Here is a 19,789-nt window from a genome sequence, read left to right on the forward strand (position 1 = left end):
ATCAGACATAACTCATGAAGCCTTTTCTGATAATTTCGCTGCTCTTTGTGATCGCAATAAACGCGGTCGGCTCGGTATCATGAATAAACCGCTGAAGATAGACGGCCTGCTTGACATCCACAACCGTGAGAATGACTGTCCGCTGCTGGTCGGAGTAAGCGCCGACGGCGTCGTAAAGGGTTGCGCTGTGATTGAGATCCTTTGTGATGAAATCGCAGATCGGCTGCGGATTGTTGGAGATAATCGTAAAAAATTTATTCAGCTTCATCCGCTCAATCGTTTTGTCAATCAGCAGTGTTTTCGCCATCAGACCGAGAACCGAACAAAGTCCGGTTAAGGTATCGAAAATCAGGAAAGCAAGGATGACAACGATGAGGTCGGTCACCAGCAGGGCAGTGGAAATATTCATTGTAGAATATTTTTTAATAATCATGGCGATGATGTCTGTGCCGCCGCCGGAGGCATTCTCAAAAAACAGCAGTGCTGCCGCCAGTGCCGGAAGAATAATGGCAAAGCAGAGCTCCAGCATGATCTCATCGGTAAGCGGATGTGCCATCGGAAACAGCTTTTCAAAAATGTTCAGAAGAACCGAGGAAAGCACGGTCACGTAGGCTGTCTTGACGCCGAAGTTCCGCCCCAGCACAGCAAAACCAACCAGCAGAAGCAGCAGGTTGATAAAAAGGTTGATCTGTGAGGCAGTGAACGGAAGAAACCGGCAGATGACAACGGCCATACCGGATACACCGCCGAAAGAAAAATTATTAGGGAATTTAAAAACATAAATTCCAATGTCCATGATCAGAACAGCTGCGGTAATGACAGCATATTCTTTTAACGTTTGTAATGCAGGCTGCGATGCCTGTTCTTTTGTGTCCATTTTTTTGCCCCTTTATTTGAATTTGAGGCGACCTTTATTTTATTATAGAAGAAACTTTTTTGAATAACAGCTAATAATGTATCCCCCTCTTCAAACATAGCATGGCATAGGGTAGTTTGTCCAGTTACATTTTCCTTATTTCCATTTTTCCGTTTTCCGATGGTTGTATCCAATTTATTTCTGTGGTATGATGAAGGGCAGGATCTTTTTTCGGAAAGAAAAAAATCTGCAGTTTCTGTTTCAAAATGTTTCGAAAAAAGAAGAAAAAACAGAAACAAAAATGGAGGAAGAAACATGAAAAATACAAAGGTTTATGTTGATTTTATAACAGAGAAACTGAAAAAACTGCTCTCCATCGACAGCCCGACCGGCTACACGAAAGATGCCATTGCATGGCTGAAAGCAGAGTACGAAGCGATGGGCTATGCGCCGGTGATCACCACAAAGGGCGGCCTTCTGGTGCAGCTTGCCAAAGGCTGTGAAGGAAACGGCGGTGTCCTTGTGGAGACACATACCGATACGCTCGGCGGCATGGTAGCGGAAGTGAAAGGAAACGGCCGTCTTCGTCTCACCGCGCTCGGCGGTATGAATCCGAACAATGCGGAGACGGAAAACTGCGTTGTCATCACAAGAGACGGAAAACGGTACGAGGGCTGCTTCCAGATGAACAACCCGTCGATCCATGTCAACGGTTCCTACGACCAGCAGGACCGCACCTACGACAATATGGAGGTCGTTCTGGATGAGATGGTCTTCTCCAAAGAGGAGACAAAAGCGCTCGGCATCGAGACCGGTGATATCGTCTGCTTTGAGACGAGAACCCGCATCACCGAGAAGGGATACATCAAGAGCCGTTTTCTCGATGATAAACTGAGCGTTGCAATCCTGCTCGGCTATGCGAAGTATTTAAAAGAAGAAAATATCACACCGTCCCGTCCGGTTTATCAGCACATCACCGTGTACGAAGAAGTCGGCCACGGCGGATCTGCTTCCGTGCCGGAGGGTGTGACGGATATCCTTTCTGTTGATATGGGCTGTGTCGGCGACGGACTGGAGTGTAAAGAGCATCAGGTATCCATCTGCGTCAAAGACAGCGGCGGCCCTTACAGCTACGATTTTACCGGTGAGCTGATTGCGGCGGCAAAAGCAAACGGAATCGACTATGCGGCGGATGTTTACCCGCACTACGGCTCTGACGTGGAGGCAACGCTCCGCGGCGGCGCAGACGCACGCCATGCCCTGATCGGCGCCGGTGTGTACGCATCCCATGGATATGAGAGAAGCCATGTGGACGGCGTGAAGAATACGCTGGAACTGCTTGCGGCGTATCTGGACAAATAAAAATAAGAACAAGTGAGAGAATTGCATGAGAAAATTAGCATTGCCAGAAGAAGTGCTGCTCCAGATTGAGCAGCCTGCGCGATACATTGGAAATGAATTCAACAGTGTCGTAAAAGACAAAGAGAAAGTAGCCCTGCGCGGCGCATTCCTGTTCCCGGATGTGTATGAGATCGGTATGTCCCACCTTGGCATCCAGATCCTGTACGATATGTTTAACAAACGTGAGGACATGTGGTGTGAGCGTGTCTATTCCCCATGGCCGGATCTGGACCGCGTGATGCGGGAACAGAGCATTCCGCTGTTCGGCCTGGAATCCCAGGAGCCGGTGAAAAACGAGGATTTCCTGTTTATCACCCTGCAGTATGAGATGTGTTATACGAACGTTCTGCAGGCGCTCGACCTTGCCGGAATCCCGCTGCATGCGGTGGAGCGTACCGACGAGGACCCGATCGTTATCGGCGGCGGCCCGTGTACGTACAATCCGGAGCCGATCGCTCCGTTCTTCGATCTGTTTTACATCGGAGAGGGCGAGGTTGTGTACGACAAGCTTTTTGACACGTATCTGGAAAATAAAAAGAACGGCGGAACCCGTCAGGATTTCCTGAAAAAGGCATGCCGGATCCCTGGTATTTACGTACCGCAGTTTTATGAAGTAACGTACCACGAGGACGGAACGATCGCGGCCTTTACGCCGTCCATTCCGGAAGCACCGGAAAAGATCAAAAAACAGCTCGTCATGGATATGACCGAGGCAACGTATCCGGAGAAACCGGTCGTGCCGTTTATCAAGGCAACACAGGACCGTGTCGTTCTGGAGATCCAGCGCGGCTGTATCCGCGGCTGCCGTTTTTGCCAGGCGGGTATGGTGTACCGTCCGACAAGAGAGCGCGATGTGGAGAAGTTAAAAGAACTTGCGACCCATATGCTGCGCAATACCGGCCACGATGAGATTTCGTTGAGTTCTTTGAGCTCGAGTGATTACAGCCATCTTCCGGAGCTTGTCAACTATCTGATCGACAGCTGCCCGGAAAAAGGTGTCAATATTTCCCTTCCGTCTCTTCGAATCGACGCATTTTCCCTCGATGTCATGAGCAAGGTACAGGATATCAAAAAGAGCAGCCTGACCTTCGCACCGGAGGCGGGAAGCCAGCGGATGCGGAATGTTATTAATAAAGGTCTGACCGAGGAAGTCATTCTCGACGGAGCCGGAAAAGCGTTTGAGGGCGGCTGGAATAAAGTAAAACTGTATTTCATGCTGGGCCTTCCGACCGAGACCGAGGATGATATCAAAGGAATTGCGCATCTGGCGGAAAAGATCGCAGAGCGTTACTATGAGATTCCGAAAGACCAGAGAAACGGAAAATGCCAGATTACGGCAAGCTCCTCGTTCTTTATCCCGAAGCCGTTCACCCCGTTCCAGTGGGCACCGATGAACACGGAGAGGGAGTTTCTTGACAAAGCGGCGATTGTAAAGGCAGAGGTCCGCGCACAGCTGAATCAGAAGAGCATCCGTTACATTTATCATGAGGCAGATATTTCCCTTCTGGAGGGATTCCTTGCACGCGGTGACCGGAAATGTGCCGAAGTTATTGAAAAAGCGTACAGAAAAGGTGCTATTTTCGATGCCTGGTCCGAGTATTTCCGGAAAGATGCCTGGGAAGAAGCGTTTGCAGAGACCGGCATTGACGTTTCGTTCTATGCCTGCCGTGAGCGCAGCACCGATGAGATCCTTCCGTGGGATTTCCTTGATATCGGCGTGACGAAAAAATTCCTGATCCGCGAATGGGAGCGGGCACAGAAAGAAACCGTTACCCCGAACTGTAAGATGCAGTGTTCCGGCTGCGGAGCAAAATCATTCGGAGGAGGTGTCTGCTATGAAAATCAGAATTAAGTTTGCCAAAACAGGTGTGATGAAATTTGTGGGTCATCTGGATGTGATGCGTTACTTCCAGAAAGCAATCCGCCGTGCAGAACTTCCGATCGCTTATTCCGAGGGCTTCAGCCCGCACATGCTGCTGTCGTTTGCTTCTCCGCTCGGTGTCGGCATCAGCAGCACCGGTGAATATTTCGATATGGTGCTCGCGGAAGATATGAAAACCGACGAGATTGTAAAACGTCTGAATGCGACGATGGTTGAGGGAATGGAAGTGCTTTCCGCCCGCCATGTGCCGGATGGAAAAGCAAGCAAGGCAATGTCTCTCGTAGCAGGAGCCGATTATCTCGTGCAGTTCCGCGAGGGAAAAATGCCGGAGATTGATCTGGAAACGAAAGTACCGGTGTTTTTTGCACTTCCGCAGATTGAGATCATGCGAAAGACAAAACGAAGCGAAAAGCTGACCGATATCCGCCCATGGATTTACGATATGAAAGCAAAGAAAAGTGGTGTCTGGATGCAGCTCTCCACCGGAAGTGTTTCGAACCTGAAACCGGAGCTCGTGATGGAAGCGTTCTGCAAATGGTGCGGGGTTGAACTGCCGCCGTTTGCATACACGATTCTGCGCGAGGAAGTTTACGCAGACATCGGAACGGAAGAAGAGCGAAAGCTGGTTCCGCTGGAAGCATTAGGAGAAGAAGTTGAGTAAACGAGTTGTCATTGCCCATCTGCCGTGGGAGGGAAAAGATTACCTGGTACACACGCTGGTGGAAGGAGAAAAACCGGTCGAACTGACGGCCCTCTGCAGGGAGAAGGAAACGCTGCTTGGCAATATCTATGTCGGCCGGGTGGAAAAACTGGCGCCCGGGATCCGCGGGGCATTTGTCTCGTTTGCGGAGCAGCAGAGCTGTTTTCTTGATCTGTCCCGTGTAAAAGAAGGGTATCTTCTGAAAAAAGCACCGGGAACGGAACTGCATGTCGGAGATGAAATTGTCGTGCAGATCCAGCGGGAAGCGCAGAAAACGAAGCTTCCGTCGGCGACAGCAGAACTTTCTCTTTCGGGAAGTGCCCTGGCGCTCTATTATGGAAAGCCGGAAATCTCATGCTCGGGACGCCTTCTGCCGGAGCAGAAAAAACGGTTAAAAGAACTGGGAAGCCGGATGTTTCCAGAGCTTTCCGGCGGAAGCCTTCCGTTTGGCGTGATCTTCCGCACCGCATCCGCTGATGCTTCGGAAGAAGAGATCCGGCAGGAATATCTCGAGCTGTCCGAAAAACTCGCGCGGATTGTCCAGTATGGAACGATGCGGAGCCTGTACTCCTGCCTGTATCGGGCGTCAGATGCCGTGCCGGAGCTCGTCAAACGGTATGCACCGTCAGTTTCAGAACTTGTGACAGATGACAGAGAAACGTATGAGATCTGCAGAGAATATCTGGAGCGCCATGATTTTCACGACTGCCGCCTGACCTGGTATGAGGATCAGCTTACCACACTGACAAAGAAAGAAAATCTCGAAAATCACGTAAAACAGGCACTCGACAAACGTGTGGATCTGCCTTCCGGCGGATTCCTCGTGATCGAACCGACTGAAGCGCTGACCGCGATCGATGTGAACAGCGGAAAGCAGCTCGGCGGACGGAAAAATACGTTTCTGTACAGCGTAAACCAGGAGGCAGCCCGCGAAATCGCCCGCCAGATCCGCCTGCGCGGGATTTCCGGTCTGATCCTGGTTGACTTTATCAACATGCCGGAAAAAGAGCAGGAGGAGCGCCTTCTCGGCTTCCTGCAGGGTCTTGTGCGGGAAGATCCCGTTCCGACCAAAGTTGTGGATATGACGGCGCTTCATCTCGTGGAACTGACGAGAAAGAAAATCCGCCGGCCGCTGGCAGAACAGATGAAATGACAGTGACCTTACAAAGGAGGAATGAATATGGAACCACAAAAGAAACCGATTCACCTCAATGAAAATGATACCCCATATCTTTACGAACCCTTTCGAAACCAGATGCCGGCAAAACGGCCGCATCCGGCGGAAAAAGAAAAGATACTGAAACCATGGCAGGGCCTGCTGGTGTTTGCCTTTCTGATGGTTCTTTTTAATCTCGCCGGAATCCCGCTGGTTCTTGCAGGCGGGATGTATGGAAATGCGCTGGACGAGATCATTGTATTCCTGATCGGATCCATTCTCGTCGTACGGGCACTTCATATTCCGTTAAAAGAAGTGTTCCCATTAAAAAAGCCGGATGGAGCCGGAATCCTCGGAACCATTCTGATGTGGTATGTGACGTACCGCGGTGTGCTTGCCCTTTTCCTTCTGATGGAATGGATTTTCCCGCAGGAATACGCAAGCCTCTCGGAATCCATGGACAGCAGTATGGCGGGCCTTTCCTATTTCGGCGAGCTGCTTGTCGTTGCGCTGACACCGGCCATCTGTGAAGAAGCACTGCACCGCGGTCTTCTGCAGTACAGCCTGCGCGAAATCAAAAAGAAATGGGTGATGCTGCTTCTGATGGGCGTTTATTTTGGCGCTTTCCACATGAGCATCGTCCGTTTTCTTCCGATGATGATGATGGGAATCGTTCTCTCGTATGTGCGGATGAAGACCGACAACATGTTTTACAGCTCGCTGTTTCATTTCGTCCATAACGCATCGACGATTGTGGCGAGCATTGCGGCAAGCTTCCTCTATATGTTCTCGCAGGGGAACGCAGCAGCAGGCAGCGGATACGCAACGGAAACGTACATCGGCATGTATCTGATCGAAGCGGCGCTGATGCCGATCGGTCTTTATATGGGAAGCCGTCTTCTGATGTACCAGCAGACAAAAAGCGAAGGATTTTTCCCGAAGGAGAGAAGAAAAAAGACCATTGCAAAAATCGTAATTCCGACCATTCTGCTGATCCTTGGCGGACTGTTTTTCCTTGGTATTGGTATGATGTAAAAAGAATCAAAAGCAGTTTGGGCAATTTTGCAGAAATGTCCAAGCCGGGTAGAAAACAGGTACGATTTATGATAGAATAACAGCAAATCAAGCGTTACACGATATTACAGAAAGGAAAAGCTGTTTCTCTAACAAGAGACAGCAGGAATAAGAACTATGGCAAGAACAGCTATTGCTACCGACAGCAACAGCGGTATTACACAGAGTCAGGCGAAAGAGCTGGGCGTTTTTGTCCTTCCGATGCCTTTCTTCATGCGCGGAAAAATCCAGTTTGAGGATATCGACCTGACACAGGAACAGTTTTACGAGATTCTGGCAGAGGATGCGGCTGTTTCCACATCTCAGCCGTCTCCGGGAGATCTGATGGATTTCTGGAACAAAATTCTCGAAGAGTACGATGACATTGTTTACATTCCGATGTCAAGCGGCCTTTCCACCTCCTGTGATACAGCGACCGTGCTGTCCGAGGACTACGAAGGAAAAGTGCAGGTTGTCAACAACCAGAGAATCTCCGTTACGCAGCAGCAGTCTGTTCTGGATGCAAAGAAAATGGCAAACCGCGGCGTGGCAGCAAAAGACATCAAAGCAATTCTGGAAGAGGATGCGCTGGATGCAAGTATCTATATTATGGTAGATACGTTAAAATACCTGAAAAAAGGCGGCCGCGTTACGCCGGCAGCAGCCATGATCGGAACCGTTTTAAATATCAAACCGGTGCTGACGATCCAGGGAGAGAAGCTTGACGCGTTTGAAAAAGCGCGCGGTGTGAAACAGGCAAAGAAAGCCATGATCAAGGCTATGAAAAAAGATATGGACAAACGCTTCGCAAAAGAGCGTGCAGCCGGCATCATGGGACTTCACATTGCCTATACCGCAAACGACAAAGAAGTAATCGATGGATGGATTGTCGAAGTAAAAGAAGCCTTCCCGGATTTTGAAGTCGATGCGCATCCACTGTCCTTAAGCGTTGCCTGCCACATCGGACCTGGCGCACTGGCAATTGCATGTGAAAAAAAATCTGCAATTTCCTGAAAAATACTATTGACAAACAGCAGACGTGATGATATATTGTAGAAGTATGCCGCACAGAGAGGTAAAAGAGTCGAAAGACCACCGAATCTGGCGAGTAATTGATAGGGAGGTGCCATATGTACGCAATTATTGCAACAGGTGGTAAACAGTACAAGGTAGCTGAAGGCGATGTTATCCGAGTAGAGAAACTTGGCGTTGAAGCTGGAGAAACCGTAACTTTTGATCAGGTACTTGCAGTAAGCAATGACGGACTGAAAGTTGGCGAGGACGTTAAAAATGCATCCGTAACCGCATCTGTAGTTGGAAACGGTAAAGGCAAAAAAGTTATCGTTTACAAGTATAAGAGAAAAACTGGTTATCATAAGAAAAACGGTCACAGACAGCAGTACACTGAAGTGAAGATTGAAAAAATCAACGCTTAAGTCTTATGATTTGTATAACCGTAACAGAGTCTGACGGCGAGTACATCTCCGTGGAGTCAAACGGTCATGCAGGCTATGCAGAGGAAGGGCAGGATATCATCTGTGCCGCTGTCTCCGCATTGATTGTAAACACCGTAAATTCCGTGGAAACATTGACAGAGGATCTGATTATAAGTGAAGCTGGAGATGGATATGTGTATTTTTCATTCCCGAATGGGTATTCTGAAAGTACCGCACTTCTTGTAAAATCACTTTTGCTGGGCCTCGAAAGTATCCGCCGCGATTATGGAGCACAATACTTAGAGATCGCATTCAAGGAGGTGTAATACCATGTTAAATATGAACCTTCAGATTTTCGCTCATAAAAAAGGAGTTGGTTCTACCAAGAACGGTAGAGATTCCGAGTCCAAGAGATTAGGAGCAAAAAGAGCTGACGGACAGGTTGTAAAGGCTGGAAACATTCTTTACAGACAGCGTGGAACCAAGATTCATCCAGGCGTGAACGTAGGAATCGGAAAAGACGATACCTTATTCGCTATGGTTGACGGACGCGTAGCTTTCGAAAGAAAAGGACGTGACAAAAAACAGGTTTCCGTATATCCGGTAGCAACAGAAGAGTAAGACAAAGGTGCGGCTTCAAATCTTAAGAGGTTTGAAGCCGTTTTTGTTAATAATAATTAAAGGTCCAACAGACCGATTTGGATTTAGATAAAACAAGACAGGAGAATACCATGTTTGCAGACAGAGCAAAAATTCTGCTCCGCTCCGGTAAGGGCGGAGACGGACATGTCAGTTTCCGCAGAGAGCTTTTTGTACCGAACGGCGGGCCGGACGGCGGCGATGGCGGCAAAGGCGGAGACGTTATTTTTGAAGTTGACGAAGGACTGAATACACTGGTTGATTACCGCCACAGAAGAAAGTTTTCTGCTACCGACGGCGAGCCGGGCGGAAAACGCAGATGCCATGGCGGAAACGGCGCAGATATTGTCCTGAAAGTACCGGAAGGAACCGTCATTATGGACGCTGCGAGCGGAAAAGTCATCGCAGATATGTCCGGTGAAAACCGCCGTCAGGTTGTATTAAAAGGCGGAAAAGGCGGAAACGGAAATATGCATTACGCAACCGCTACCATGCAGGTTCCGAAATACGCCCAGCCAGGCCAGCCGGCACAGGAGCTGGAAGTAAGAATGGAACTGAAAGTCATCGCGGACGTCGGACTCGTCGGCTTCCCGAACGTTGGAAAATCGACCCTGCTTTCCCGCGTGACAAATGCAGAACCGAAAATTGCAAATTATCACTTTACCACACTTTCCCCGAACCTCGGTGTCGTAGACCTTGAGGGCTGCAGTGGATTTGTTATCGCAGATATCCCGGGACTGATCGAGGGTGCATCGGAAGGAGTCGGCCTCGGCCATGAATTCCTGCGCCACATCGAGAGAACCCGCGTGATGATCCATGTAGTAGACGTTGCATCGACCGAGGGAAGAGATCCGGTGGATGATATCAACAAGATCAACAAAGAGCTCGAAGCCTATAACCCGGAGATCGCAAAACGTCCGCAGATCATCGCGGCCAATAAGACCGATGCGATCTATGTAGAAGAGGGCGAAGAGGATCCGGTGGAACGTCTGAAAAAAGAGTTCGAGCCGAAAGGCATCCCGGTTTATCCGATTTCTGCCGTCAGCGGAAAAGGCTTAAAAGAGCTTTTATATGCCGTACAGAAAAAACTCGATGAGCTTCCGAAAGAGCGTATGGTCTTCGAGCAGGAATTCTTCCCGGAGGATATGCTTCTTGCCGAGAACCTGCCGTACACCGTCGAGCAGGACCCGGAGGACGAGCACCGCTTCATCATCGAGGGACCGAAGATCGAGAAAATGCTCGGCTACACCAATCTGGATTCCGAGAAAGGTTTTGCTTTCTTCCAGCGGTTCTTAAAAGATACCGGTATCTTAGACGAACTCGAACAGGCCGGCATCCAGGAAGGCGATACCGTCAAGATGTATGGATTTGAATTTGATTATTATAAATAGAACGAATAAATAACGAAGGAGGAGACGTATGACCAGCAAGCAGAGAGCATACCTGAAAGGCCTTGCCATGACCATGGAACCGATCCTGCAGGTAGGAAAAAGCAGCATCACGCCGGAGCATACCGCTGCTGTAGCAGAGGCACTTGAGGCGAGAGAACTAATTAAAATCAATGTACTGCAGAACTGCCTCGATGATCCAAGAGAGATCGCAGAAGTTCTGGCAGAACGCACCAATTCCCAGGTCGTACAGGTGATCGGCAAAAAGATCGTGCTGTACAAAGAGGGCAAAAAAGAGAAAAAGAAAATTCAGCTTCCGAAATAATCCGCAGGAAAGAACCGCCGGGACCGGAGCATACCGCTGCAGTTCCGGCGCTTTTTGAGGAAAACGTATGGAAAAGAAAAACAGAAAAATTGGCATTATGGGAGGCACATTCGATCCCATTCATATCGGTCATCTGATCCTTGGCGAGGCGGCGTACGAGCAGTTCGGGCTTGATGAAGTCTGGTTCCTTCCGGCCGGAAATCCGCCACATAAGCGGAACCGGGCGGGACGGGCAAAGGATGCACAGCGTGTCGAGATGGTGCGCCGTGCCATCGCATCCAATCCGCATTTTGTGCTCTGCACCAAAGAGATGAAAGATGAGGGCTATACCTACAGTTATCGGACGCTTGAGGCGATGCGGAAGGAACATCCGTGCACGGAGTTTTACTTTATCATTGGAGCGGATTCCCTGTTCTATTTTGATGAGTGGAAAAATCCAGAGCGGATCTGCGCCGCGGCAAAGATCCTTGTGGCGACCAGGGATCGGGCAAAAGAGAAAGAGCTTCTGGCCTGTATGGAACGAAATGCAAAAAAATTTCACGGTACCTTTCTGAAACTCGACACACCGAATCTGGATGTTTCTTCCCACGAACTGCGGGAATGGATCCGGGAAGGAAAATCCGTGAAATACTATCTGCCGGATTCTGTGATTTCCTACATTCAGGAGCAGAAAATCTATCAGGATTAGAGGAAGAGCAGGATGGAACAGTACGATTTATGGAAACTGGACAAAAAACTCCAGAAGGAAGTCGATGAAGACCGCTATCATCACACGCTCGGTGTGATGTTTACCGCAGCATCCATGGCGATGGTATGGGGCGAGGATCTCGAAAAAGCCCGTGTCGCGGGACTGCTTCACGACTGTGCAAAATGCATTCCGAATAAGAAAAAAATCACCATGTGTGAGAAAAATAAGATTGAAATCACTGAGTTTGAGCGGAACAATCCGTTTTTGATCCATGCCAAGCTCGGTGCATTTCTGGCGAAGGACAAGTATAAGGTGGAAGATCCGGAGATCTTAAGTGCCATCACCTGGCATACGACAGGAAAAGAAGATATGACATTGCTGGAGAAGATCATCTATATCGCAGATTATATCGAGCCGGCACGAAACAAGGCGCCGCACCTTACCCGCCTTCGGAAGCTGGCATTCACCGATATCGACGAATGCATGTATGAAATTTTAAAAGATAGTATGGCGTATCTGTCGGAAAACCCGAAGACGATGGACCCGATGACGGAGCAGGCATATCAGTTCTATGAGGCACTGCACCGGGAACGGACGGCAAAGGAGGAAGCATAAATGAGCGAAGCAAAACAGACTGCAAAACTTGCACTGGAAGCACTGGAAGATAAAAAAGCAATGGATGTCCGCATTCTGGACATTACCCATGTTTCGACTCTGGCAGATTATTTCATGATCGCCAGCGGAAGCAACCGCAACCAGGTACAGGCGATGGCAGACAACGTAGAGGAGGTACTCGGAAAAGCCGGCGTACATCCAAAACAGATCGAAGGCTATCAGACCGCAAACTGGATTCTGATGGACTACGGCGATGTTGTCATCCACATCTTTGATGAGGAGAACCGCCTGTTCTACGATCTGGAGAGAATCTGGAGAGACGGTAGAGTCGTAGAAAAAGAAGAGATTATGTAAGTTAGTGTACAGAAGTAACTAGCATTTTTCTATAATTTGTAAAAACAATTATTCTGTAGCAAACCAACCAACAAAACGAAGCGTATTACTGGCAAAACCGGTGATACGCTTTTTTAATGGAGGCAAAATGAAAAAATTTAAAGCTAAAATCTACCTAAAAAACAAAAAAGAATTAAATGAATACCTAAAAAATCTCGTAAAAATAAAGAAAAACCCTACTTTAGAAGATGTGAAATTTTCATTCAAGTGGGGAACAATCCCTTGTGACCAATAACTACCATGTTATTCCGAGACTTTCAAACTGCCTCTTTAACTGGTCAAGCTGTTTCTTTATGCCGGAAAATGTGACTTTCCCCTTGCAGTGGGGGCAAATTGTTTCATAGTTGTCGCTAGCACCGAAAAAATCTTCTGTCTTAATTTTTAACGCATTATTACAATTAGGACAATCCGGAGTAATATAAGGTTCATCTTTTGCAAGAATTTTGACAAACTTATCCATATTTTCAAAGCTCCTTTCTAAATACTCACCTATGGCGGTAGGCTGTATATATAGTATAAGGGCTGAACGAGAATAAGACAACAATAATAGTGCTTTCACACTTCATAGCAACAAAATCTAAATAAAATTCGGATTTTATTTAGTTTACTAATCGTCTGAAACAAGCAAATATTGCTTAAAACAGAGGATAACGATTTTTACGAAAAACAGAAAAATCATGTTTGCGAAAGGATATTAGTGTACAGAAGTAACTAGCATTTTTCTATAATTTGTAAAAACAATTATTCTGTAGCAAACCAACCAACAAAACGAAGCGTATTACTGGCAAAACCGGTGATACGCTTTTTTAATGGAGGCAAAATGAAAAAATTTAAAGCTAAAATCTACCTAAAAAACAAAAAAGAATTAAATGAATACCTAAAAAATCTCGTAAAAATAAAGAAAAACCCTACTTTAGAAGATGTGAAATTTTCATTCAAGTGGGGAACAATCCCTTGTGACCAATAACTACCATGTTATTCCGAGACTTTCAAACTGCCTCTTTAACTGGTCAAGCTGTTTCTTTATGCCGGAAAATGTGACTTTCCCCTTGCAGTGGGGGCAAATTGTTTCATAGTTGTCGCTAGCACCGAAAAAATCTTCTGTCTTAATTTTTAACGCATTATTACAATTAGGACAATCCGGAGTAATATAAGGTTCATCTTTTGCAAGAATTTTGACAAACTTATCCATATTTTCAAAGCTCCTTTCTAAATACTCACCTATGGCGGTAGGCTGTATATATAGTATAAGGGCTGAACGAGAATAAGACAACAATAATAGTGCTTTCACACTTCATAGCAACAAAATCTAAATAAAATTCGGATTTTATTTAGTTTACTAATCGTCTGAAACAAGCAAATATTGCTTAAAACAGAGGATAACGATTTTTACGAAAAACAGAAAAATCATGTTTGCGAAAGGATATTAGTGTACAGAAGTAACTAGCATTTTTCTATAATTTGTAAAAACAATTATTCTGTAGCAAACCAACCAACAAAACGAAGCGTATTACTGGCAAAACCGGTGATACGCTTTTTTAATGGAGGCAAAATGAAAAAATTTAAAGCTAAAATCTACCTAAAAAACAAAAAAGAATTAAATGAATACCTAAAAAATCTCGTAAAAATAAAGAAAAACCCTACTTTAGAAGATGTGAAATTTTCATTTAAGTGGGGAACAATCCCTTGTGACCAATAACTACCATTTGGAAATATCAGGGAAAAAGAAGATGTGGAGGAAATATAATTATAAATAACGAAATACCTAAAACAATTCCGGTCGCAGACTATGCCGGATATATTATGAAAAATTTTAAGCCAGATGTCATAAAATTCAAAAAGCCTGAATCAGAATGGACAGAAGAAGAACATACAGAATATACAAAGTGGGTTCTTAAACTGTCTATGGCACATAGATTTAAGCAACAAATACAGGAGAATAAGCCCTTAACAAATAGGGACAAAAGGATTATAGAGCGTTTTAGAAGTGGCGCAGATTTCTTTGGCGAAAAAATATGTGGCAAAGAAACATCAAGACTATTCGAACAACCATATACTTTTGATCTATTTGATGAGTGGCAGGAAAAGCACTTTAAAGAACACCCGGAAGACAAAGATAAAACAATCGAAGAGTTATTTGACATACGGCTTTCTGAACAGAAGCTATATCATTACAAAGAAGTAAACGGAAAATATTATGGTGCAGAAATCCCAAAAGAAATACATTACACAGAATATTTCCGATATCTATATTTCAATGTAAAGTATGAATTTAGTGAGAAAACATATTACAGATCTATCCCATATACAGACAAGGATAAGCAAGAAAGTATATGGGATAGGGAACGCTGCTTCGTTGCACAAGAGATCAGTGAATGGAGAGTGGACGAACTAGAAGATTGGCAGCGAGATCTTATCGAAAAAATAAGAGTCGGTGTTGAGCTGAAAGACGATGATATTGTTAAAGCAATGGGGTATTAAAATCTAAATCATGAGCCTCTTTAATCGAGGAATTCAACGATTTACGATAGCAACAACAAGTTCCAAACTAAATAAAATTCCGGTTTTATTTAGACTACTAATCGTCTGAAACAAGCAAATATTGCTTAAAACAGAGGATAACGATTTTTACGAAAAACAGAAAAATCATGTTTGCGAAAGGATAGTTAGGTGGAAAAAGGCGCAGAAAATCCGGAACCGTGCAGAGAAAGGCGGACGGGTTCTCTGCGCCTTTCTGGTGTTTGGAACGCATATGATAAAGAAAAAGGGGAATATCACACGATGAAAAAAATAGAAAGCGGATCGCTTGCTGTGATGCTCGATGAAGAGACGCTGGGACTTAGGATCGAAAAAGACGGCGTTGTCTGGAATACGGATCCGAAAAAGACACCGGAACTGATTTTTGCAGAGGGAACATACCGTTTCCTGGATGCAGAGGAGATTTCCCATGAGGTCTATTCCTTCGGCGTCGGATGCGGCATCCGGAGCCGTTATGCGGGATTTGCGGGAACACCGTATGCCTTCGAGACGATTATCTGGATCGAAGCTGTGGATGAAACATTCTGGATGGAGTGGATTCCGCTCTGCGAGGAGGGACTGCATCCGGTAAAGGTGCTGTGGCCGGCGGCAATGGAGTTTACAAACGGGCGCGATGACTGGTATACACTCCTTACCGAGGGACAGGGACTTCTGATTCCGAATACCTGGAAGACGGAACTTGGAAAGCTTTCGTTTGACGGCAGATTTGAGACCTCCGGCGGCTATATGCCGTGGTTTGGCCAGGTGAAGGAAAGATGCGGCTATACAGCGATCTGTACAACACCGTGGAACGCCGGTTATCAGGCAGAGCACCCGGCAGGCGGCCCGTATACCAGCGTGGGGGCATGGCTGGAGCCAAGCCTTGGAACAATGAATTACCGCCGCGTATTCCGTTATACGTTTTTAAATGACTGCGATTATAACGACCTCTGCAAAACATACCGTCAGTATGTACGGGAACAGGGCCATCTGCGCACTTTGAAAGAAAAGGCAGTACAGAATCCGTCCATTCACGATCTTGTGGGAACGTGTTTTGTTCATACGGGAATCAAGACGGTTGTGCAGCCGGAGTCCGGCTTTTTCGATCCGCAGAATCCGGAGAAAAATAACCGCGTAGTGCCGTTTTCCGTGCGCGAACAGCAGATCCGCGAAATTCATGATCTCGGCGTAGAGAAAGTCTATCTTCATCTGGACGGCTGGGCAGAACCGGGGTATGACAACCAGCATCCGGACTACACACCGGCATGCCAAGCGGCCGGCGGATGGGAAGACATGAAATCGCTTGTCGATACGATGCATGATTTCGGCTACAAATTCGGTATTCACGACCAGTACCGCGATTATTACCATGCAGCGCCGAGGTACGATGAAAATTATGCCTGCCGCCTTCCGGATAGAACGATACCGGGACACAGTTACTGGGCGGGCGGACCGCAGAGCTATCTCTGTGCAACGCAGGCACCGTTCTATGTGAAACGGAATTTTGCCGAGCTGAAGAAAAACGGAATCCGGCTTGACGGTGCATACCTCGATGTGTTTACGTGCAACGAGGGCGACGAGTGCGCAAATCCGGAGCATGTGATGACGAGAAGAGACTGCTATACGTACCGCGGAAACTGCTTCTCCTGGCTGCTATCACAGGGGATTCTCTCAAGCTCCGAGGAGGTCAGCGACTGGGCCGTTCCGTATCTGGTATTCTGCCATTATGCGCCGTACGACTTTATGCTGCGCCCGGCAGAGACACCGAAAAAAGGAATCCCGGTGCCGCTCTTTAATCTTGTGTATCATGACTGCGTAATCGAGCCGTGGATGATGGACCGTGTTTCAAAAGACGAGGACTATATGCTGTATGCGCTTCTTGCAGGCGGTGCACCGTATCTTGTACGGGACGGCGCATATCCGAATACAGATGGTGCATTTGACGGGGAGAAAATCAGTCTGGAAGAGATGACAGAAAGATGCCGCGTTGTAACGGAGCTGCATGAAAAAACGGCACTCCTGGAACTGGTACGCCACGAGTGTATGACGGCGGACGGAAGCGTACAGAAGAGTGAATTTTCCGATGGAACATATGTTATTTGTGACTTTGCAGAGCAGATATATGAAATCGGATACGGGGAATAAAAGAAAAGCGCCACATGTAGATTTTGTTCTTATAAAAATACAAGATTTTGTGGTTTTCCTTGTATTTTTTCAAGTGCATATCTTGCGCGGAAAGCAGAGATTTGTTATATTATGCATGCGGAGGTGTTCATGCCCGGTGCAAAGAAGATGCCGGAGCGTGACGAAACAAAATAACACCAGAAAGGAACAAAGCAAATGAGAGAATTTGAACAGTGGGATGGCTTTACCGGAAGACTCTGGAAAGAAGGCATCGACGTACGTGACTTTATTCAGAACAACTATACTCCATATGACGGAGATGAGAAATTCCTGGAGGGACCAACAGAGGCTACAGACCGTCTGTGGGGCAAATTACAGGAACTCCAGAAAGAAGAGCGTGCAAAAGGCGGCGTTCTGGATATGGAGACAGACGTTGTAAGCGGAATCACAGCTTACGGCGCAGCATATATCGATGACAGCATGAAAGATCTGGAGCAGGTAGTTGGTCTTCAGACAGACAAACCGCTGAAACGTGCATTTATGCCGTATGGTGGAATTAAAATGGCTGAGCAGTCCTGCGAGACTTACGGCTACAAACCAAGCGAGAAGCTTCATGAAATTTTCACTAAATATCACAAAACACATAACCAGGGTGTATTCGACATCTACACACCAGAGATGATGAAAGCCCGTCACAATAAAATTCTGACAGGTCTGCCGGATACCTATGGCCGTGGCCGTATCGTAGGCGACTACCGTCGTGTTGCTCTGTACGGTATTGATTACCTGATCGAGCGCAAAAAAGCAGATTTCGCTGCAACCAACCGTCAGGGAATGCGTCGTGGTGACTTCCAGTTAAGAGAAGAAATCGCAGACCAGGTAAGAGCACTTCAGGAAATGAAAGTTATGGCACAGTCTTACGGCTATGACATTTCCCAGCCGGCTAAAAACGCAAAAGAGGCTGTTCAGTGGCTGTACTTCGGATATCTTGCAGCAATCAAGACCCAGAACGGTGCCGCAATGAGCGTTGGCCGTGTATCTACTTTCCTTGACATCTACATCGAAAGAGATATTGAAAAAGGAATCCTGACTGAGAAAGAAGCTCAGGAGCTGATCGACCATCTGGTAATGAAATTCCGTATGGTTAAATTCGCAAGAATTCCGTCTTACAATCAGCTGTTCTCCGGTGACCCGGTATGGGCTACTCTGGAAGTTGCCGGTATGGGAATCGACGGACGTTCTATCGTTACAAAGAACGATTTCCGTTTCCTGCATACACTGGAAAACATGGGACCGTCACCAGAGCCGAACCTTACTGTTCTGTACTCTGAGCACCTTCCGGAAGCTTTCAAGAAATATGCAGCTCATATTTCTGTACAGACAAGCTCTATCCAGTATGAGAACGATGATGTAATGCGTCCGGTATGGGGCGATGATTACTCCATCTGCTGCTGTGTATCCGCTACCGAGACCGGTAAAGAGATCCAGTTCTTCGGCGCTCGTGCAAACCTTGCAAAATGCCTTCTGTACGCGATCAACGGCGGTAAAGACGAGAAGACAAAACAGCAGGTTGCTCCGGAATATCAGCCGATCACCAGCGAGTATCTGGACTATGATGAGGTTATGAAGAAATACGACGTTATGATGGACTGGCTGGCTCATCTGTACGTTGGAACTCTGAACATGATCCATTACATGCATGACAAATACTACTATGAGGCAGCAGAGATGGCTCTGATCGACACCGATGTAAGACGTACCTTCGCAACCGGTATCGCAGGATTCTCTCACGTAGTAGACTCCTTAAGCGCAATCAAATACGCTAAAGTTAAAGTTATCCGTGACGAAGAAGGAATGGCTGTTGACTTCGAGACAACCGGCGACTTCCCAAGATACGGCAACGACGATGACAGAGCAGACGAGATCGCTGTATGGCTGCTTCGTACCTTCATGGACAAACTGAAATACTGCCATACCTATCGTGATTCTGAGCCGACTACCTCTATCCTTACCATTACTTCCAACGTTGTATATGGTAAAGCAACTGGTTCTCTGCCGGACGGAAGAAAAGCCGGTGAGCCTCTGTCTCCAGGAGCTAACCCGTCTTACGGCGCAGAGAAGAGCGGACTTCTTGCTTCCCTGAACTCTGTAGCAAAACTGCCGTATGAGGACGCTCTGGACGGAATCTCCAACACCCAGACCATCAACCCGGGCGCACTCGGCCACAACGACGAAGAGCGTACCGAGAACCTGGTACACGTTCTGGACGGATACTTCGAGCAGGGTGCACATCACCTGAACGTAAACGTATTCGGAACCGAAAAACTGATCGACGCAATGGAGCACCCGGAGAAACCGGAGTATGCAAACTTCACAATCCGTGTATCCGGCTATGCAGTTAAATTCATCGACCTGACAAAAGAGCAGCAGATGGACGTAATTGCACGTACCTGCCACGATCATATGTAATTTCTGAAAATGTTATTTCTAAAGCCCCCGCGGCCGCAGCAATGCGGCTGTGGGGGCTTTTTGTATATCGGTGCTTGAATTCCAGTAAAATCCACTTGATTTAGAGTACATAAAATGAGAAAATTTATCAGATGCAGAACGCTAATT

At 47.0% G+C, this 19,789-nt stretch carries 23 protein-coding genes; 20 read left to right on the forward strand and 3 right to left on the reverse strand.

The window, feature by feature from the left end:
* Window position 1: 1 nt before the first annotated feature.
* Window positions 2-877: a YitT family protein gene (locus tag DW769_RS06665; protein WP_118750150.1), complete on the reverse strand. Its 876-nt coding sequence runs from the start codon at window positions 875-877 to the stop codon at window positions 2-4.
* 294 nt (window positions 878-1,171) lie between these two features.
* Between DW769_RS06665 and DW769_RS06670 the strand changes: the two genes are divergently transcribed.
* The 15 genes from DW769_RS06670 to DW769_RS16385 all read left to right on the forward strand — a co-directional run bounded on the left by DW769_RS06670 (window position 1,172) and on the right by DW769_RS16385 (window position 12,767).
* Window positions 1,172-2,218, forward strand: coding sequence for a M42 family metallopeptidase (locus DW769_RS06670; protein ID WP_117509152.1), 1,047 nt, complete (start codon window positions 1,172-1,174; stop codon window positions 2,216-2,218).
* A gap of 25 nt (window positions 2,219-2,243) precedes the next feature.
* Complete coding sequence (locus DW769_RS06675; RefSeq protein ID WP_117801112.1) at window positions 2,244-4,109, forward strand: TIGR03960 family B12-binding radical SAM protein; 1,866 nt, start codon at window positions 2,244-2,246, stop codon at window positions 4,107-4,109.
* Window positions 4,093-4,800 (forward strand): TIGR03936 family radical SAM-associated protein, encoded by a 708-nt coding sequence (locus tag DW769_RS06680; RefSeq protein WP_117508951.1) that lies wholly within the window; start codon window positions 4,093-4,095, stop codon window positions 4,798-4,800. The genes DW769_RS06675 and DW769_RS06680 overlap by 17 nt, the downstream gene beginning before the upstream one ends.
* Entirely contained in the window at window positions 4,793-5,992 is a 1,200-nt protein-coding gene (locus tag DW769_RS06685; protein ID WP_117508950.1) for a ribonuclease E/G, read from the forward strand. Before DW769_RS06680 ends, DW769_RS06685 begins: the two co-directional genes overlap by 8 nt.
* A 27-nt stretch (window positions 5,993-6,019) precedes the next feature.
* Window positions 6,020-7,030 (forward strand): type II CAAX endopeptidase family protein, encoded by a 1,011-nt coding sequence (locus tag DW769_RS06690; RefSeq protein ID WP_158579802.1) that lies wholly within the window; start codon window positions 6,020-6,022, stop codon window positions 7,028-7,030.
* A 156-nt stretch (window positions 7,031-7,186) separates the two neighbouring features.
* Entirely contained in the window at window positions 7,187-8,062 is an 876-nt protein-coding gene (locus DW769_RS06695; RefSeq protein ID WP_055267903.1) for a DegV family protein, read from the forward strand.
* Window positions 8,063-8,178: 116 nt separating this feature from the next.
* Window positions 8,179-8,484, forward strand: a complete 306-nt coding sequence (rplU, locus tag DW769_RS06700; protein WP_022462906.1) for a 50S ribosomal protein L21 — start codon at window positions 8,179-8,181, stop codon at window positions 8,482-8,484.
* Between the two features lie 5 nt (window positions 8,485-8,489).
* Window positions 8,490-8,810, forward strand: coding sequence for a ribosomal-processing cysteine protease Prp (locus DW769_RS06705; protein WP_055228163.1), 321 nt, complete (start codon window positions 8,490-8,492; stop codon window positions 8,808-8,810).
* A 4-nt stretch (window positions 8,811-8,814) separates the two neighbouring features.
* On the forward strand, window positions 8,815-9,105 hold the full coding sequence (gene rpmA, locus DW769_RS06710; RefSeq protein WP_022462904.1) for a 50S ribosomal protein L27: 291 nt from the start codon (window positions 8,815-8,817) through the stop codon (window positions 9,103-9,105).
* A gap of 110 nt (window positions 9,106-9,215) precedes the next feature.
* Window positions 9,216-10,514, forward strand: coding sequence for a GTPase ObgE (gene obgE, locus DW769_RS06715; RefSeq protein ID WP_118750152.1), 1,299 nt, complete (start codon window positions 9,216-9,218; stop codon window positions 10,512-10,514).
* Window positions 10,515-10,542: 28 nt separating this feature from the next.
* Window positions 10,543-10,836, forward strand: coding sequence for a ribosome assembly RNA-binding protein YhbY (gene yhbY / locus DW769_RS06720; RefSeq protein ID WP_022462902.1), 294 nt, complete (start codon window positions 10,543-10,545; stop codon window positions 10,834-10,836).
* A gap of 67 nt (window positions 10,837-10,903) precedes the next feature.
* Window positions 10,904-11,524, forward strand: coding sequence for a nicotinate-nucleotide adenylyltransferase (gene nadD, locus DW769_RS06725; RefSeq protein ID WP_118750153.1), 621 nt, complete (start codon window positions 10,904-10,906; stop codon window positions 11,522-11,524).
* A 12-nt stretch (window positions 11,525-11,536) separates the two neighbouring features.
* Window positions 11,537-12,139: a bis(5'-nucleosyl)-tetraphosphatase (symmetrical) YqeK gene (gene yqeK, locus DW769_RS06730; RefSeq protein WP_055217892.1), complete on the forward strand. Its 603-nt coding sequence runs from the start codon at window positions 11,537-11,539 to the stop codon at window positions 12,137-12,139.
* Window positions 12,140-12,493: a ribosome silencing factor gene (gene rsfS, locus DW769_RS06735; protein ID WP_055267907.1), complete on the forward strand. Its 354-nt coding sequence runs from the start codon at window positions 12,140-12,142 to the stop codon at window positions 12,491-12,493.
* 127 nt (window positions 12,494-12,620) lie between these two features.
* The gene (locus DW769_RS16385) at window positions 12,621-12,767 is read left to right on the forward strand and encodes a hypothetical protein (protein WP_015529224.1); all 147 of its coding nucleotides are present in this window, start codon (window positions 12,621-12,623) and stop codon (window positions 12,765-12,767) included.
* On the opposite strand, the gene DW769_RS06740 is transcribed toward DW769_RS16385, so the two are convergent.
* Window positions 12,768-12,992 carry a hypothetical protein gene (locus DW769_RS06740; protein WP_118750154.1) on the reverse strand — a complete coding sequence of 75 codons (225 nt, stop codon included), beginning with the start codon at window positions 12,990-12,992 and terminating at the stop codon, window positions 12,768-12,770.
* 360 nt (window positions 12,993-13,352) lie between these two features.
* Between DW769_RS06740 and DW769_RS16390 the strand changes: the two genes are divergently transcribed.
* Window positions 13,353-13,499, forward strand: coding sequence for a hypothetical protein (locus DW769_RS16390; RefSeq protein WP_015529224.1), 147 nt, complete (start codon window positions 13,353-13,355; stop codon window positions 13,497-13,499).
* On the opposite strand, the gene DW769_RS06745 is transcribed toward DW769_RS16390, so the two are convergent.
* Entirely contained in the window at window positions 13,500-13,724 is a 225-nt protein-coding gene (locus DW769_RS06745) for a hypothetical protein (protein ID WP_118750154.1), read from the reverse strand.
* Window positions 13,725-14,084: 360 nt separating this feature from the next.
* On the opposite strand from DW769_RS06745, the gene DW769_RS16395 reads away from it, so the two are divergent.
* The 4 genes from DW769_RS16395 to pflB all read left to right on the forward strand — a co-directional run bounded on the left by DW769_RS16395 (window position 14,085) and on the right by pflB (window position 19,642).
* The gene (locus DW769_RS16395) at window positions 14,085-14,231 is read left to right on the forward strand and encodes a hypothetical protein (RefSeq protein ID WP_015529224.1); all 147 of its coding nucleotides are present in this window, start codon (window positions 14,085-14,087) and stop codon (window positions 14,229-14,231) included.
* Window positions 14,232-14,335: 104 nt separating this feature from the next.
* Window positions 14,336-15,013, forward strand: a complete 678-nt coding sequence (locus DW769_RS06750; protein WP_117657182.1) for a hypothetical protein — start codon at window positions 14,336-14,338, stop codon at window positions 15,011-15,013.
* Between the two features lie 300 nt (window positions 15,014-15,313).
* Window positions 15,314-17,194 (forward strand): DUF5696 domain-containing protein, encoded by a 1,881-nt coding sequence (locus DW769_RS06755; protein ID WP_118750173.1) that lies wholly within the window; start codon window positions 15,314-15,316, stop codon window positions 17,192-17,194.
* Between the two features lie 195 nt (window positions 17,195-17,389).
* Window positions 17,390-19,642: a formate C-acetyltransferase gene (gene pflB / locus DW769_RS06760; protein ID WP_118750155.1), complete on the forward strand. Its 2,253-nt coding sequence runs from the start codon at window positions 17,390-17,392 to the stop codon at window positions 19,640-19,642.
* The last annotated feature ends 147 nt before the right edge of the window (window positions 19,643-19,789 follow it).

This window comes from Blautia sp. AM29-29 (genome assembly GCF_003480555.1).
GTDB classification, from domain to species: Bacteria; Bacillota; Clostridia; order Lachnospirales; family Lachnospiraceae; genus Fusicatenibacter; species Fusicatenibacter saccharivorans.

What these genes read in the sequence shown, in the direction of transcription:
- DW769_RS06665 (WP_118750150.1), bottom strand. Translation starts at nt 877, where the DNA reads ATGGACACAAAAGAACAGGCATCGCAGCCTGCATTACAAACGTTAAAA.
- DW769_RS06670 (WP_117509152.1), top strand. Translation starts at nt 1,172, where the DNA reads ATGAAAAATACAAAGGTTTATGTTGATTTTATAACAGAGAAACTGAAA.
- DW769_RS06675 (WP_117801112.1), top strand. Translation starts at nt 2,244, where the DNA reads ATGAGAAAATTAGCATTGCCAGAAGAAGTGCTGCTCCAGATTGAGCAG.
- DW769_RS06680 (WP_117508951.1), top strand. Translation starts at nt 4,093, where the DNA reads ATGAAAATCAGAATTAAGTTTGCCAAAACAGGTGTGATGAAATTTGTG.
- DW769_RS06690 (WP_158579802.1), top strand. Translation starts at nt 6,020, where the DNA reads ATGGAACCACAAAAGAAACCGATTCACCTCAATGAAAATGATACCCCA.
- DW769_RS06695 (WP_055267903.1), top strand. Translation starts at nt 7,187, where the DNA reads ATGGCAAGAACAGCTATTGCTACCGACAGCAACAGCGGTATTACACAG.
- rplU (WP_022462906.1), top strand. Translation starts at nt 8,179, where the DNA reads ATGTACGCAATTATTGCAACAGGTGGTAAACAGTACAAGGTAGCTGAA.
- DW769_RS06705 (WP_055228163.1), top strand. Translation starts at nt 8,490, where the DNA reads ATGATTTGTATAACCGTAACAGAGTCTGACGGCGAGTACATCTCCGTG.
- rpmA (WP_022462904.1), top strand. Translation starts at nt 8,815, where the DNA reads ATGTTAAATATGAACCTTCAGATTTTCGCTCATAAAAAAGGAGTTGGT.
- obgE (WP_118750152.1), top strand. Translation starts at nt 9,216, where the DNA reads ATGTTTGCAGACAGAGCAAAAATTCTGCTCCGCTCCGGTAAGGGCGGA.
- yhbY (WP_022462902.1), top strand. Translation starts at nt 10,543, where the DNA reads ATGACCAGCAAGCAGAGAGCATACCTGAAAGGCCTTGCCATGACCATG.
- nadD (WP_118750153.1), top strand. Translation starts at nt 10,904, where the DNA reads ATGGAAAAGAAAAACAGAAAAATTGGCATTATGGGAGGCACATTCGAT.
- yqeK (WP_055217892.1), top strand. Translation starts at nt 11,537, where the DNA reads ATGGAACAGTACGATTTATGGAAACTGGACAAAAAACTCCAGAAGGAA.
- rsfS (WP_055267907.1), top strand. Translation starts at nt 12,140, where the DNA reads ATGAGCGAAGCAAAACAGACTGCAAAACTTGCACTGGAAGCACTGGAA.
- DW769_RS16385 (WP_015529224.1), top strand. Translation starts at nt 12,621, where the DNA reads ATGAAAAAATTTAAAGCTAAAATCTACCTAAAAAACAAAAAAGAATTA.
- DW769_RS06740 (WP_118750154.1), bottom strand. Translation starts at nt 12,992, where the DNA reads ATGGATAAGTTTGTCAAAATTCTTGCAAAAGATGAACCTTATATTACT.
- DW769_RS16390 (WP_015529224.1), top strand. Translation starts at nt 13,353, where the DNA reads ATGAAAAAATTTAAAGCTAAAATCTACCTAAAAAACAAAAAAGAATTA.
- DW769_RS06745 (WP_118750154.1), bottom strand. Translation starts at nt 13,724, where the DNA reads ATGGATAAGTTTGTCAAAATTCTTGCAAAAGATGAACCTTATATTACT.
- DW769_RS16395 (WP_015529224.1), top strand. Translation starts at nt 14,085, where the DNA reads ATGAAAAAATTTAAAGCTAAAATCTACCTAAAAAACAAAAAAGAATTA.
- DW769_RS06750 (WP_117657182.1), top strand. Translation starts at nt 14,336, where the DNA reads ATGAAAAATTTTAAGCCAGATGTCATAAAATTCAAAAAGCCTGAATCA.
- DW769_RS06755 (WP_118750173.1), top strand. Translation starts at nt 15,314, where the DNA reads ATGAAAAAAATAGAAAGCGGATCGCTTGCTGTGATGCTCGATGAAGAG.
- pflB (WP_118750155.1), top strand. Translation starts at nt 17,390, where the DNA reads ATGAGAGAATTTGAACAGTGGGATGGCTTTACCGGAAGACTCTGGAAA.